At 59.8% G+C, this 14235-nt stretch carries 11 protein-coding genes; 2 read left to right on the plus strand and 9 right to left on the minus strand.

The genetic code is table 11. The annotated features are described in order from the left end of the window. The first annotated feature begins 63 nt into the window (after positions 1 to 63). On the plus strand, positions 64 to 1434 hold the full coding sequence (creD, locus tag ASC74_RS10085) for a cell envelope integrity protein CreD (RefSeq protein ID WP_056741260.1): 1371 nt from the start codon (positions 64 to 66) through the stop codon (positions 1432 to 1434). Between the two features lie 210 nt (positions 1435 to 1644). Here creD and ASC74_RS10090 read toward each other — a convergent pair whose 3' ends face one another. The 8 genes from ASC74_RS10090 to ASC74_RS10125 form a co-directional block, all read right to left on the minus strand. Then, a complete protein-coding gene (locus ASC74_RS10090) occupies positions 1645 to 2274 on the minus strand; it encodes a glutathione S-transferase (RefSeq protein WP_056741261.1) in 630 nt (209 codons plus the stop codon). Between the two features lie 208 nt (positions 2275 to 2482). Further along, a complete protein-coding gene (locus ASC74_RS10095) occupies positions 2483 to 2662 on the minus strand; it encodes a hypothetical protein (protein ID WP_046045329.1) in 180 nt (59 codons plus the stop codon). Beyond that, the gene (locus ASC74_RS10100; RefSeq protein ID WP_056741333.1) at positions 2659 to 3789 is read right to left on the minus strand and encodes a PepSY-associated TM helix domain-containing protein; all 1131 of its coding nucleotides are present in this window, start codon (positions 3787 to 3789) and stop codon (positions 2659 to 2661) included. The genes ASC74_RS10095 and ASC74_RS10100 overlap by 4 nt, the downstream gene beginning before the upstream one ends. A gap of 72 nt (positions 3790 to 3861) precedes the next feature. Further along, entirely contained in the window at positions 3862 to 6291 is a 2430-nt protein-coding gene (locus ASC74_RS10105; RefSeq protein ID WP_056741262.1) for a TonB-dependent siderophore receptor, read from the minus strand. Positions 6292 to 6509: 218 nt separating this feature from the next. After that, positions 6510 to 7478, minus strand: a complete 969-nt coding sequence (locus ASC74_RS10110; RefSeq protein ID WP_056741263.1) for a FecR domain-containing protein — start codon at positions 7476 to 7478, stop codon at positions 6510 to 6512. Further along, positions 7475 to 7993, minus strand: a complete 519-nt coding sequence (locus ASC74_RS10115; RefSeq protein WP_056741264.1) for an RNA polymerase sigma factor — start codon at positions 7991 to 7993, stop codon at positions 7475 to 7477. Before ASC74_RS10115 ends, ASC74_RS10110 begins: the two co-directional genes overlap by 4 nt. A gap of 221 nt (positions 7994 to 8214) precedes the next feature. Further along, positions 8215 to 8922 (minus strand): 3'-5' exonuclease, encoded by a 708-nt coding sequence (locus ASC74_RS10120; RefSeq protein ID WP_056741265.1) that lies wholly within the window; start codon positions 8920 to 8922, stop codon positions 8215 to 8217. After that, positions 8919 to 10853, minus strand: coding sequence for a putative nucleotidyltransferase substrate binding domain-containing protein (locus ASC74_RS10125; protein ID WP_330219781.1), 1935 nt, complete (start codon positions 10851 to 10853; stop codon positions 8919 to 8921). Before ASC74_RS10125 ends, ASC74_RS10120 begins: the two co-directional genes overlap by 4 nt. A gap of 260 nt (positions 10854 to 11113) precedes the next feature. Between ASC74_RS10125 and ASC74_RS10130 the strand changes: the two genes are divergently transcribed. After that, positions 11114 to 11560 carry a response regulator gene (locus ASC74_RS10130; protein ID WP_056741267.1) on the plus strand — a complete coding sequence of 149 codons (447 nt, stop codon included), beginning with the start codon at positions 11114 to 11116 and terminating at the stop codon, positions 11558 to 11560. Positions 11561 to 11629: 69 nt separating this feature from the next. Here ASC74_RS10130 and ASC74_RS10135 read toward each other — a convergent pair whose 3' ends face one another. Then, entirely contained in the window at positions 11630 to 13807 is a 2178-nt protein-coding gene (locus ASC74_RS10135) for a malate synthase G (RefSeq protein WP_056741268.1), read from the minus strand. Positions 13808 to 14235 lie beyond the last annotated feature (428 nt).

Raw genomic sequence — 14235 nt, forward strand, 5'->3', positions numbered from 1 at the left:
TTCCTCCCATAAATCCCCCACACACCCAACCCAGACTCTCCCCATCCAAACAGGGAGAGTCCCATGAACCGTAGCCTGACCCTAAAACTGGGGGCGATTGCCCTTTTGATTCTGCTGTTGATGATTCCTCTGCTGCTGATCAACGGGATCATCAATGACCGTCAGCGACTGCGCGACGGCGTGCTCGAAGACATCGCCCGCAGCTCCAGCTACAGCCAGCAACTGAGCGGTCCGATCATGGTGGTGCCGTATCGCAAAGTGGTGCGGATCTGGAAGACCAATGAGAAAACCAACAAGCGCTACCAGGAAACCGGCGAAGAACGCGGCCATCTGTATTTTCTGCCGGAGCGTTTCGAGCTCGACGGCAAGGTGCAGACCGAATTGCGCTCGCGGGGTATTTACGAGGCGCGGCTGTACCACGCCGACAACCACATCAGCGGCTTGTTTTCGATTCCCGCGCAACTGGGTATCAAGGAAGATTTCGCCGATTATCAGTTTGATCAAGCGTTTCTGACGATAGGCATCAGCGATATCCGCGGGATCGAAAATGCCCTGAAACTGGACCTCAATGGTCAGAGCCTGGACTTTGAACCGGGCACGCAGCTGGGCTGGCTAGGCGAGGGGGCACACGTCATGTTGCCCGCGCTGGACAGGCACAAAGGCGCGGAACTGGCGTTCGCCTTTGACCTGCGCCTGCAGGGCACCGGCCAGTTGCAGATCACTCCGGTCGGCAAAACCAGCAAGGTGCAACTGGCGGCCAACTGGCCTCACCCGAGCTTTATCGGCAACTACTTGCCGGCTCAGCGTGAAGTCACCGGGACAGGTTTTACCGCGAATTGGCAGACTTCGTTCTTTTCCACCAACCTGGAAGAAGCCTTGACCAACTGCCTGACCAGCGACCGTTGTGACGAGTTCAAGAGCCGCAACTTCGGGGTGAGTTTCATCGATCCGGTGGATCAGTACCTCAAGAGTGATCGGGCGATCAAATACGCGCTGCTGTTCATTGCCCTGACCTTCGCCGGATTTTTCCTGTTCGAAGTGCTCAAAAGCATGGCCGTGCACCCAATCCAGTACGCGTTGGTGGGCGTAGCCCTGGCGTTTTTCTACCTGCTGTTGCTGTCGCTGTCCGAGCACATCGGCTTTGCGCTGGCGTACCTGTTGTCGGCGGGCGGCTGTGTGTTGTTGATCGGTTTTTATGTCTGCCATGTGCTGCGCAGCGTGCGTCACGGCTTGAGTTTTTCGGCGGGATTGGCGGCGTTGTATGGCTTGCTCTATGGCTTGCTGAGTGCAGAGGATTACGCGTTGTTGATGGGGTCGTTGCTGTTGTTCGGGTTGTTGGGCGTGTTTATGGTGCTGACCCGCAAGCTGGACTGGTATGGGATTGGGCAGAAGTCGGCCAAGCCGTTGGTGTTTGATATTGGGGCAGTGGAATGAGCCGGTCGTTGGGGTTGCGCGAGGATCAGCGCGAGGGCGAGGTGTTGGCGACGCTGATATTCGGATTGTTTCCGTTAGATCCGGTGTGGTGCCATCGCGAGCAGGCTCGCTCCCACATAGGATCTCCAGTGAACACAAAATTCGTGCACACAACTGATCAACTGTGGGAGCGAGCCTGCTCGCGAAGAGGCCCTGACAGCCAGCGAAACTCTAAACCTTCGGCATAGTCGCCAGCATCGAAGCCCGCTGACTCACCTCAAAATACCAGTTCGCCAGCTTCGGATTCGTCGTGCGCCATTCCAGATCCGGATGGCGCAAATCCAGGTAGCCCAACGCACAGGCAACACTGATCGCCGCCACATCGAAATGGCTGGTCAGCTCGGCAATCGCATCCATCTCCAGCAATGCCAGGCCGCGACGAATCTTCTCGCGCTGGCCATCGAGCCATGCGTCCCAGTGTTTTTCCGGGGCACGCAGGGCGACTTCATAACGAATCAGCACCGCAGCGTCCATGATCCCGTCGGCCAGGGAGGCCAGGGTCAGGCGCCGCCAGCGAGCCGAGCCGTTACGCGGGATCAGCGGGTTGCCGACGTGCTGGTGGTCGAGGTAATCGAGGATCACTCGGCTGTCATGGATGACGTTGCCATCGGCCAGGCGCAAGGCCGGGATTTTACCCAGCGGATTGTCTTCGTTGAGTATCAGGTCCGGGCTGACCGGCGTGAGCACGCAGTCTTGCAGCGCCACGCGGTCCTGTTGACCGGTTTCGTGCAGCAGCACCATGACTTTGCGAACGAAGGGCGACAACGGGTTGTGGAACAGGGTCATGCTGGGGGCGGACATGGGCGCGTCTCGGTGTGTGGGGCAGTGCTGGGCAGCATAGCGCGTTGATCCGGGAGCTCAAGATCGAAGTAAATACCTAACCCCTGTGGGAGCGGCGGTGCGGCGATCCGACTTGCTCGCGAAGGCGGTGTGTCAGTCAGCATCAATGTTTACTGACACACCGCCTTCGCGAGCAAGTCGGATCGCCGCACCGCCGCTCCCACAGGTTTTAGTGGTGTTGCAGCAGGCCGCGCAGGGCGAGGATTGCGGGAACGCCCAGGCCAAGCCAGCTCAAGGCGTCCCACACGCCGTCCCCCAGTAACGCGGCGAACAGCCCCGCAGCGCTGAGCAGGGCGATAACCGTGGGGGTGGAAAAGACCTTCCAGAAATTCGATTGCCGCGGCCTCATGCTGGACTCTCCGCGTTCTCGAGCCCCGGTTTCGCCGCCTTGCGCCGCACCACCCACAGGTAAACTCCGCTACCGAGGACGATGATGGTCAGCACATCCAGGGTCGCCCAGAGGATCTTCATCGGCATGCCGCCGTAATCACCGAAGTGCAACGGTTGAGACATGCCCATGGCGTCCATGTACCACGGGCGTTCGGCCACGGCGGTGACTTGCAGGGTGCTGGCGTCGATCAGCACCGGTGTCAGCAAGTGCGAGGTCAGTTGGGTACTGCCTTTCATGAAGACCGCGTAATGGTGTTCGCTGGAGAAGCGTGTGCCGGGGAAGGCGATGAAGTCCGGCTGCATGTCGGGTGCGACTTCCTTGGCGATGTCGAGCAGGCGGGTCGCGGGCGCCAGTTGTGTCAGCGGCGGCGCATCGCGGTACGGCGCGACCATCGCGCTCAGGCTGTCGTTGCGCCACGCGGCAATCAACAGGTCGGCGCAGGCGCTGATGACGCCGGTGACACCGACCACCAAGGCCCAGGTCAGCGTCACCACACCGATCAGGTTATGCAGATCGAGCCAGCGCAGACGCGTGGATTTGTCCTGGCGCACGGTGGCGAATTTCAAGCGCCGCATGAACGGCAGGTACAGCACCGTCCCGGAGACAATCGCCACCACGAACAGAATCCCCATGAATGCCAGCAGCAACTTGCCCGGCAGACCGGCGAACATGTCCACGTGCAGGCGCAACATGATCATCATGAAGCCGCCATTGGCCGATGGCATCTCCAGCGCTTCGCCGGTACGGGCGTCGAGCATGAAGGTGTGAGACGAATTCGGTTCAGTGCCGGCGGTGGCCGCCATGATCGTAATCGCGGCGTTGGGCTCGTCTTCGTCGAAGCCGAAATACTGCATGACTTCGCCAGGGCGATGCTTTTCAGCGGCCTGCACCAATTGCTGCAAATTCAGCTGCGAGGTGTCCGCCGGCATCGCCTTCAATTCAGCGGCATCGCCCAGCAAGTGGTCGATCTCGTGATGGAAGATCAATGGCAGGCCGGTCAGCGCGAGCATCAGCAGGAACACGGTGCAGATCAGGCTGGTCCAGGTGTGGACGAAGGACCAGCGGCGAATTGTTTTGCTTTTCATTTCATAGCCTTCAGAAATACCAAAGCCGTCCATGTCGGACGGCTCGGGACTTGGGCGTGTCAGGTCAGGCCATTACCACTTGTAAGTGGCACTGGCGACGACGCTGCGTTGGTCGCCGTAGTAGCAGTAGAAGCTGTCGCACGTGGAGATGTAGTCCTTGTCGAACAGGTTGGTGGCGTTCAGTGCCAGGGAGGCGCCTTTGAGGCTGTTGTCCAGACGGCCCAGGTCGTAATGAACCGCGGCGTCGAACACGGTGTAGGCGTCAGCCTTGCCGAGCGAGGTATTGCCCTGGTCGCCGTAGGTATTGCCGGTGTAGCGAGCGCCGGCGCCGATGCCGAAACCGTCCAGCACACCGTTGTGCCAGGTGTAATCGGCCCACAGCGAAGCCTGCTGGTTAGGCATCAGTTGCAGACGATTGCCTTTAAAGTCGCCTTTCTGCACTTCGGATTTGGCCAGGGTGTAAGCGGCGATGACCTTGAGGTTCTCGGTCACATCGGAAACGGCTTCCAGTTCCAGGCCTTTGACTTTCACTTCACCGGTCTGGCTGGTGACCGAAACGTTCTCCGAGTTGGTCGTGGTGACGGAGACGTTTCTCTGGGTCAGGTCGTAGACCGCAGCGGTCAGCAGGGTGTTGCTGCCAGGCGGTTGGTACTTGATGCCCAGTTCCCACTGCTTGCCTTCAGTCGGCTTGAGCGAATCGGTCGGCGATGCCGTGGCATTGCTGGTCGGCTGGAACGACTCGGCATAAGACAGATAGGGCACGAAACCCGAGTCGAACACGTAGCTGATCGCCGCATTGCCGCTGAAGTTCTTGTCGCGCTCGGTGTTGGTGGCATCGCCTTTGTTGAAGAATTTGGTGCCGGTGTGGACCCAGTCTTCACGACCACCCAACGTCAGGCGCCATTGGTCGAGGGCCATCTGGTCCTGGACGTACAGGCCGGTCTGGTAGGTCTTCTGGTTGTAGTCGTAAAACGCCGTTGAGCGTGGCGGACGAACGATGGGCTGGCCATAGATCGGGTTGTTGACGTTGGTGGTCAGACCGTCACCGAAGATCGAGGTGTAGTTGGTGTTGGTGCGCTGGTGATCGAGGCCGATCAACAGGGTGTGACGGATGTCGCCGGTCGCGAAGTCGCCCTGGAAGTTGTTGTCCACGGCGAACTGGCTGATGTCCTCGTCGACACTGGTGCTCGATCGGCCAACGTTGCCGTCGGCATCGACCTGGGTGAATGGGTAGGCGCCGGGGGTGAGGGCCTGGAAGGACAGGTCCGATTTGGTGTAACGCAGGTTCTGCTTGAACTGCCAGACATCGTTCAAACGATGTTCAAAGGCGTAGCCCAGTGCGTAGTAGGTGCGGTCGTAGAATTCCCAGTCCGGGTCGCCGAGGTTCTTGTGATGGGAAATCTTGCCGAGCGGCGAGTGGATCCTGGTGCCCTGCACCGGCAGGAACTGGCTGGTGATGCCGGTATCGTCGTGGGTGAATTGCGTCAGCAAGGTGAACTTGGTGTCTTCGTCGATGTTCCAGGTCAGGCTCGGCGCGATGTTGTAGCGCTTGTTGTCGACGTGGTCGACCTGCGTGCCGCTGTCGCGCAGCACACCGCTCAAACCGTAGAGGAACTGGCCTTCGTCATCGATCTTGCCGGTGCTGGCGAAGTTGATCTGGCGATGGTTGTCGCTGCCATATTGCACCTGGATTTCGCTGCTCGATTCGGCGCTGGGGCGACGGCTGACCATGTCCAGCAAGCCGCCTGGCGGGGTCTGGCCGTAAACCGACGAGGCCGGGCCGCGCAGCAGAGCGAGGCGGTCGAGGTTCCAGGTTTCCTGTTTCGGGTTGGCGTACACGCCTTTTGGCAGTGGCAGGCCGTCGAGGAATTGCGTCGGTTCGAAACCGCGCACACGCAACCAGTCGGCGCGGGTGTCGCTGCCGTAGCTGCTGGCGGTGATGCCGGGCATGTAGCGCACCGCGTCATCGAGGCTGTGCACATTGCGGTCGTCCATTTGCTCGCGGGTGGCGATCGAAATCGAGCGCGGTGCTTCGACCAGCGCGGTATCGGTCTTGGTGCCGGCGGCGGTGCGGGTCGCCAGATAACCTTCCACCGGTCCCCAGGCACTTTCGGTGTTTTCCACGCCAATGACGGCGGTTTCCGGCAGGGCCATCACGCCTTCAGGCACGGCCACCAGGCTGTAGGTGCCAGCGCTACTTTGTTCCAGTTGCAGACCTGTGCCGCGCAAGGCTTCGCGCAGGGCGCCGGCTGCGTCGAACTGGCCTTTGACCGGCGCCGAGGTCTTGCCCGCTGCCAGTGAAGGATTCAACGACAGCGCCAGACCGGCCTGGCTGGCGATCTGGTTCAGGGTGCTGGCCAATGGCGCGGCCGGCAGGTTGTAGGCGCGAACGCTGGGCGCCTGTTCAGCGGCCATCAGCTGACTGCTGGCCAGAGGGGCACAAAGGGCAATGGCAATCGCCAGCAAACTGGGGCGCAACAAGGTGTCGAGCGAACGGGACATACAGCGGCTCCTGAATGGAAATGTTTCTCAATTGCCTAGGTGCCGAACGAGAATTCAAAAGTGATAGGGCTGATTGAAAATAATTTCGATTCAGTAAACAGGTCGTTTTGATGTGGCGAAGCTGATGGCCCCTTCGCGAGCAGGCTCGCTCCCACAAGGGAACGCATTTCAAATGTGGGAGCGAGCCTGCTCGCGAAGGCGTCTTACCTGGTTCAACATCACTTGGCTTCAGCCTTCGCAACCGTCACCCACCACGGCGTGTGCTGTTCGATCTGCACCGGCAGGGTCGGCAGCAGGGCGCTCAGGGCCAGATCGGTGTCGTGCAGCGGGAAGCTGCCGGTGATTCGCAGGTCGGCGATTTCAGGTGCAACCCCCAAATACCCGCGGCGATAACGACCGAGTTCATGGACCAGGTCTTCCAGCCGTGCGTTGTCCACCACCAGCATGCCGCGGGTCCAGGCATCGGCGCCGAGGTTGAGCGCGACGATCGGCCCGAGGCCATTGCTGCGCATCAGGACTTGCTGGCCTTCACGCAGAATCTGCTCTTCAGGACTCGACTCGGGATGGGCCGCCACCGCCGACTTCAGCACGCTCAGGCGCGTACCGTCTTCTTCACGCTTGACCAGGAACCGCGTCCCCAGTGCACGCAGGCTGCCTTCGCGGGTTTCGACGATAAACGGCCGGGCGTCGCCATGGCCGGTTTCGACGAGGATTTCCCCTTCCTGGAGGATGATCAGCCGTTGTTTTTCATCGAAACGCACATCCACGGCGCTGTGGGTGTTGAGGTTGATCAGCGTGCCGTCGGTCAGGCGCAGGGTGCGTTGCTCGCCGGTGGCGGTGCGCTGGTCGGCCAGCCAATAGTCGATCGGCAGATAACGATCACCGGCGAACAGCGCCAACCCGATCACCGCAACGATGCTGGCCACGCCGCTGCCGAGTTTGCGCACGCGCCGGCGAATGCTTTCGCGCGATTGCAGTAACGCGGTGCGGGCCGGACCGCTGGCAACACTGAAGCGCTGATCGAGCATGCCCAGTTGGCGCCAGGCCCGCGCATGTTCTTCGTGGGCAGCGTGCCATTTGGCGAACTCTTCGCGATCCACCGGGTTGCCGGAATCCAGGGACAACTGCCAGGCAATCGCGGCATCCAGCACCTGCGCGGAGACGGGTTTGGAGCTGACCGGACTCATACCGGCTCACCGTACAGCGCGATGTAGCACTGACGAATGCCCTGGGCCAGGTACTGACGCACCCGCGGCGCTGACACGCCCAGGCGCTCGGCGATTTCGGCGTGGCCGAGGCCGTCGAGACGGTTATAGAGAAACGCTGCCCGGGCCTTGCTTGAAAGCTTGCCAAGCAGGCGGTCGATGGCTTTGAGGTCTTCGAGGATCAGTTGCTGTTCCTCCACCGACGGTTGTTCACCTGCGGGGATCAGCATCAGTTCGGTGAGGTAGGCCTGTTCCAGCGCGGCGCGGCGGAAATAGTCGAACAGCAGGCCTTTGGCAATCGCCACCAGAAACGCGCGCGGTTCACGCGGCTCCTTCAGTTCTTCACGACCCAGCAAACGCACGAAAGTGTCCTGACTCAGGTCTTCGGCTCGTTGCGGACAGGCCACATTGCGTCGAAGCCAGGCCAACAGCCAGCCGCGATGGTCGCGATACAACGCACCAACGAGCTCACTTTGAGGGCTTTGGACTGACGACACGTGGCAGCACCGATTGGGAAGTATTAACTAACGAGAATTGTTCTCGATTGTGGCAGAGGCGGAGGAGGTAAGCAATTGGCGCTGGTCGGGTGGCCGCCAACGTCGGTGTATTGGCGCAAAACCCCTGTAGGAGCTGCCGAAGGCTGCGATCTTTTGACTTTGGATTTTAAGATCAAAAGATCGCAGCCTTCGGCAGCTCCTACAAAGGATTGCGGTGTCTTTTAGAAAGAAGGTGCTCGCTGTCTGCGCTTCCACTGACTCAACCGCTGCTGCAGATTCAACGGGCTATGAATCTGCATCTGCCGCGCCCGGCTGAACAAAATCAACGCCAGTTCAGCGGTGGCCAACGCATCGGCACTGGCATTGTGGCGCTCGAACACTTCCAGTTTGAACCAGTCGATCCACTGATCCAGCCCGGCGTCGCGAATGTGCGCCTGAGGGCAAAGCAGCGGTGCGATATCAGCCACATCCAGAAATGGATGCTGCAACTTGTAGCCCAGATGGTCTTTCAAGGCGCGCCCGAGCATGTGCTGATCGAATGGCGCATGAAACGCCAACACCGGACTATCGCCAACAAACTCCATGAATTCGACCAGGGCCTGAGCCGGATCGCTGCCCGCGGCAATCGCACTCGGCCCCAGGCCATGGATCAACACGCTGGGAGCCAACTTCATGTCGGTGCATTGCAACGTGCGCTCGAACTGCTGGCTGAAATCGATCGCGCCGTCCTCGATCACTACCGCGCCGATGGACAACACTCGATCCTTGTTCAGGTTCAGCCCGGTGGTTTCCAGGTCGAGCACCACCCAGCGCTGTTCGCGCAGGCTGCATTCGCCCAGCTCTGCCGCCGGGGGCAAGCGTTGCAGACGTTGTTGGAGTTCGCCGGGAAGGCTCGGACCTGCCGGGCGCAGCCATGAAAACAGACTCATAGCTGATACCGCAGGGCCAGGCTGCTTTGCAGGCGTTGTGCCTGGCGCAGGGATTCACGCAGGATCCGTCGATCCAGATGATTGAGGCTGTCCGGATCGACCCGGTTGGAGTAGGGCAAGTTCTCCCGGGTTTGTAGCTGATGTTGCTGCATGCGGGCTTGCTGGATGAAGTGATAGGCCTCTTCGTACGCCGCACCGTCCAGCCGTTCGATGACTTCTTTGTCCACCAGTTGGCGAAAGCGTTCCAGCGTGTTGTTCGCCTCGATCCCATGGGCCAACGCAAGCAGTCGGGCACCGTCGACAAACGGTGTCAGCCCCTGGACCTTCAAGTCCAGAGTGGCTTTCTCGCCATTCTTGCGAGCCAGTACGAACTCACGGAAACGCCCTACGGGCGGACGGTTGCGCAGGGCGTTCTCGGCCATCATCCGTTGGAACAGTCGGTTGTCATTCACCTGATCGAGAATTCCCCGGCGCAGCTGCTCGCAGCCTTGCTCGTCACCCCAGACCACGCGCAAATCGAAATAAATGCTCGAACCCAGCAGGTTCTCCGGTGTTGCCTCGCGAATAAACGCCGCAAAACGTCGCGACCATTCGGCCCGGGACAGACACAGCTCAGGGTTGCCGGCCATGATATTGCCCTTGCACAGGGTGAAACCGCAGAGCGCCAGGCTCTGGTTGATGTGCTGGGCGATGGGCAGCAATTTGCCGCGAATCTCGGCGGCGTGGGCCGCGTCCCGGGCTTCGAACAGAATGCCATTGTCCTGATCGGTGTGCAGCGTCTGCTCGCGGCGGCCTTCGCTACCGAAGCACAGCCAACTGAACGGAATCCCGGGGTCACCTTTCTCGGCGAGGGTCAGTTCGATCACCCGGCACACGGTGTGGTCGTTGAGCAAGGTGATGATGTGCGTGATCTGAGTTGAAGAGGCACCGTGGGCCAGCATGCGCTCCACCAGTTGGCCGATCTCGCCGCGCATCGCGACCAGATTTTCCACCTTCTGGGCGCTGCGGATAGTCCGCGCCAGATGCACCAGATCGACTCGCTGCAGGGAAAACAGGTCGCGTTCCGAAACCACGCCGCACAGGCGATGATCCTTGACCAGGCAGACGTGGGCGATATGCCGCTCGGTCATGGCAATCGCCGCATCGAAGGCGCTGTGGTCCGGCGACAGGTAAAACGGCGCCCGGGTCATATGGCGTTCGATAGCTTCGTTGAAATCGTTAGTGCCGTCGGCCACCACATGGCGCAGGTCGCGCAGGGTGAAAATGCCCAGCGGCGCTTTATGTTCGTCGACCACCACAATGCTGCCGACCTGCTGCCCGTGCATCAGGGTCACGGCTTCACGCAGTGGCGTGGTCGGGCTGCAGGTCACCGGGTGGCGCATGGCCAATTCGCCCAGGCGGGTATTGAGCGAGTACTGGGTGCCGAGGGTTTCCACGGCTTTTTGCTGGACTTGCTGGTTGACCTGATCCAGCAGGCTGCTCACGCCGCGTAGGGAAAAGTCGCGAAACGCGTTGGAAAGTGCGAACAGTTTGATGAACGCCAGCTTGTTCAGCTGTAGGCAAAAGGTGTCTTCGGAGGCCAGATGTTCGGTACGAGTCGCGCGCTCACCCAGCAGCGCGGCGAGGGGGAAACACTCGCCGGTGGTGATTTCGAAGGTGGTTTCGGTGCCGCCCTTGGCCGTATGGGGGCGTTCACCCACGACCCGGCCCTGTTTGACGATGTAGAAATGCTCAACCGGGCCGTCGGCGGGCTTGAGGATGCTCTCGCCGGGCGCATAAAAACGCAGCTGACACTGCTCGACCAGGTACGCCAGGTGGGCGTGTTCCATTTGATTGAAGGGCGGGAAGCGCTGAAGGAATTGCAACGTGCCCTGGATGTTCTGCAACACCGCGGTTTTCCCTGCCTGTGTGAAGGCGTCCTCTTTACTCATAACCATTACCGCAGTCTTTTTTTGAATTGTTGTTGTCGGATGACTGAGCCATGGTCGGCCCCTGCGCGCGGGGTGCCCATTGGACGTAAGTCTAGGTAGGCAGGGAAGCTGTCGGTATTTGGGAAATGTCTGACGCAACGGTGGGAAAAACCTCCTACATTGGCTATAGGAAACTTTTCCGACGACGTGCACATTAAAGGCCTGCTTAGCGATGTCTGACGGATGTGCTAGGGAATAGAAATGAAAACGTAGAGTAAGCCATGTCCGACCACGATATTTTGAGTGACGCCGAGCGCAAGGCGCTGAGTGACGTCATGCTGGAACCTGACCTGCCGCCGCAGCGGGTGCTGATCGTCGACGACGATAAAGATGCGCGCGAGTTGCTGTCGGAGATTCTGGCGCTGGACGGGGTGCGCTGCATGACTGCCGCCAGTGGCGAAACCGCACTCAAGATGTTGGAGACGATGCCCTCGATTGGCCTGGTGATCACCGATCTGCGGATGGGCAATGTCGATGGTCTGGACCTGATCCGCCAGGTCCGTGAATCGGTTCGTGCAGCAATGCCGTTCATCATCGTTTCCGGTGACGCCGACGTGAAAGATGCGATCGCTGCGATGCACTTGAGCGTGGTCGACTTCCTGCTCAAGCCTGTCGATACCGGCAAGCTGTTGGAGCTGGTCAAGCATGAGTTGGGAATGGATGCGTAGGAACCGATTTGAAACAAAAAAGCCCTGATCTTTCGATCAGGGCTTTTTTTGTCCGACGTCAGCGCTTAGTTACAGGCCATTGGCAGCCTTGAACTCGCGGCGACGACGGTGCAGGACCGGCTCGGTGTAGCCGTTCGGCTGCTTCGTACCTTCGACCACCAGTTCGACGGCCGCCTGGAAGGCGATGTTGCTGTCGAAGTTTGGTGCCAACGGACGATACAGCGGGTCATTGGCGTTCTGACGGTCAACCACTGGCGCCATGCGCTTGAGGCTTTCCATGACCTGATCTTCGGTGACGATGCCGTGACGCAGCCAGTTGGCGATGTGCTGGCTGGAAATACGCAGCGTCGCACGGTCTTCCATCAGGCCGACGTCGTTGATGTCCGGCACTTTCGAGCAACCGACGCCTTGGTCGATCCAGCGCACCACGTAACCGAGAATGCCCTGGGCGTTGTTGTCCAGTTCGTTCTTGATCTGTTCCGCGGTCCAGTCTGGATTGACGGCCAACGGGATGGTCAGGATGTCATCCACCGAAGCGCGTGCACGTTTGGCCAGTTCGGCCTGACGGGCGAACACATTGACCTTGTGATAGTGCAGCGCATGCAGCGCAGCCGCGGTCGGCGATGGAACCCAGGCAGTGTTGGCACCGGCCATCGGGTGAGCGATTTTCTGTTCGAGCATCGCTGCCATCAGGTCCGGCATGGCCCACATGCCTTTACCGATCTGCGCGCGACCTTGCAGGCCGGTGCTCAAACCGATATCGACGTTCCAGTTCTCGTAGGCGCCGATCCACTTCTCAGCCTTCATGTCCGCCTTGCGCACCATCGGGCCGGCTTCCATGGAGGTGTGGATTTCATCACCGGTACGGTCGAGGAACCCGGTGTTGATGAACACTACACGCTCGCTGGCAGCCTTGATGCAGGCCTTGAGGTTGACCGTGGTACGGCGTTCCTCGTCCATGATCCCGACTTTCAGCGTGTTGCGCGGCAGACCGAGCACTTCTTCGATGCGACCGAACAGTTCGTTGGTGAACGCCGCTTCTTCCGGGCCGTGCATCTTCGGTTTCACGATGTAGACCGAGCCGGTACGGCTGTTCTTACGCGAGTTGTTACCGTTGAGGCTGTGGATTGCCGCGAGGCTGGTGACCAGACCGTCAAGGATGCCTTCCGGCACTTCGTTGCCATCCTTATCGAGGATCGCGTCGATGGTCATCAGGTGACCGACGTTGCGCACGAACAGCAGTGAACGACCGTGCAGGCTCAGTTCTTTACCATCGACACCGGTATAAGTGCGGTCGGCGTTCATGGTGCGGGTAAAGGTCTGACCGCCCTTGGAGACTTCTTCCGACAGATCGCCCTTCATCAGGCCGAGCCAGTTGCGGTAGATCACCACTTTGTCATCGGCATCGACGGCGGCGACGGAGTCTTCGCAGTCCATGATGGTGGTCAGCGCGGCTTCCATCAGGATGTCTTTGAGGCCGGCAGCGTCGGTCTGGCCGACCGGGGTGCTGGCATCGACCTGGATTTCGAAGTGCAGGCCGTTGTTTTTCAGCAGGATCGCGGTCGGTGCGGTTGCATCGCCGTGGAAACCGATCAGCTGTGCATCGTCGCGCAGGCCGGTATTGCTGCCGCCTTTAAGGGCGACCACCAGTTTGCCGTCAACGATCTTGTAGCCGGTGGAGTCGACGTGAGTGCCGGCAGCCAATGGCGCCGCTTCGTCGAGGAAGGCACGGGCGAAGGCGATGACCTTGTCGCCGCGAACCTTGTTGTAGCCTTTGCCTTTTTCCGCGCCGTCAGCTTCGCTGATGGCATCGGTGCCGTAGAGCGCGTCATACAGCGAACCCCAACGGGCGTTCGAGGCGTTGAGCGCGAAACGGGCGTTCATCACCGGGACCACAAGCTGTGGACCGGCCATGCGGGCGATTTCGTCATCGACGTTTTGCGTCGTTGCCTGGAAATCGGCCGCTTCTGGCAGCAGATAACCGATGTCTTGCAAGAAGGCCTTATAAGCCACGGCGTCGTGCGCCTGGCCGGCACGGGATTGGTGCCAGCCATCAATACGAGCCTTGAAATCATCGCGTTTGGCGAGTAGGGCTTTGTTCTTCGGCGCCAGGTCATGAATGACCTTGTCGGCACCGGCCCAGAACTTATCGGCGGTGAGGCCGGTACCGGGAATGGCTTCGTTGTTCACGAAGTCGAACAGGACTTTGGCGACCTGCAGGCCACCGACTTGAACGTGTTCAGTCATTGCTTGCCTCACTCTGCTCAGCTATTTCGCTTTTCAGCTCTTCAATTTAACAATGAAGCCTCTGGCATTTAAACCACAAACCTTTTGACCAGTACATGCCATTGCGGGCGGCTGGGTTATGACCAATCAACGGCGTTGAGGCCTTGCTGACGGGGCTTTCAGGGTTGTGGCTGCACCTGCGGCAGACATCGATCCAGCGTTATGTAGTGCGCGCTGCGGCATACTACATGATGAATTGCGCTTGTGAAAATTAGACTAATTACGTCGTTCTGCGACGCTATGACGCATTGCGGTCACGTCGGGGTACGGGATGTTCTCAAAAAACCATTGGATTGTTCCAGTTAAATATAAAAACTTGTACACATAATCTTCATTGCCCTGCTATGGGGCTTTGGTTTTCTGAGACGCCGAGCCGATTCTCGCCCCTT

The organism is Pseudomonas sp. Root329, from assembly GCF_001424925.1.
Classification (GTDB): Bacteria; Pseudomonadota; Gammaproteobacteria; order Pseudomonadales; family Pseudomonadaceae; genus Aquipseudomonas; species Aquipseudomonas arabinosi.

Bases quoted from the DNA above. Each gene is read 5' to 3' on its own strand.
- creD (WP_056741260.1), top strand. From the start codon at position 64: ATGAACCGTAGCCTGACCCTAAAACTGGGGGCGATTGCCCTTTTGATT.
- ASC74_RS10090 (WP_056741261.1), bottom strand. From the start codon at position 2,274: ATGTCCGCCCCCAGCATGACCCTGTTCCACAACCCGTTGTCGCCCTTC.
- ASC74_RS10095 (WP_046045329.1), bottom strand. From the start codon at position 2,662: ATGAGGCCGCGGCAATCGAATTTCTGGAAGGTCTTTTCCACCCCCACG.
- ASC74_RS10100 (WP_056741333.1), bottom strand. From the start codon at position 3,789: ATGAAAAGCAAAACAATTCGCCGCTGGTCCTTCGTCCACACCTGGACC.
- ASC74_RS10105 (WP_056741262.1), bottom strand. From the start codon at position 6,291: ATGTCCCGTTCGCTCGACACCTTGTTGCGCCCCAGTTTGCTGGCGATT.
- ASC74_RS10110 (WP_056741263.1), bottom strand. From the start codon at position 7,478: ATGAGTCCGGTCAGCTCCAAACCCGTCTCCGCGCAGGTGCTGGATGCC.
- ASC74_RS10120 (WP_056741265.1), bottom strand. From the start codon at position 8,922: ATGAGTCTGTTTTCATGGCTGCGCCCGGCAGGTCCGAGCCTTCCCGGC.
- ASC74_RS10125 (WP_330219781.1), bottom strand. From the start codon at position 10,853: ATGAGTAAAGAGGACGCCTTCACACAGGCAGGGAAAACCGCGGTGTTG.
- ASC74_RS10130 (WP_056741267.1), top strand. From the start codon at position 11,114: ATGTCCGACCACGATATTTTGAGTGACGCCGAGCGCAAGGCGCTGAGT.
- ASC74_RS10135 (WP_056741268.1), bottom strand. From the start codon at position 13,807: ATGACTGAACACGTTCAAGTCGGTGGCCTGCAGGTCGCCAAAGTCCTG.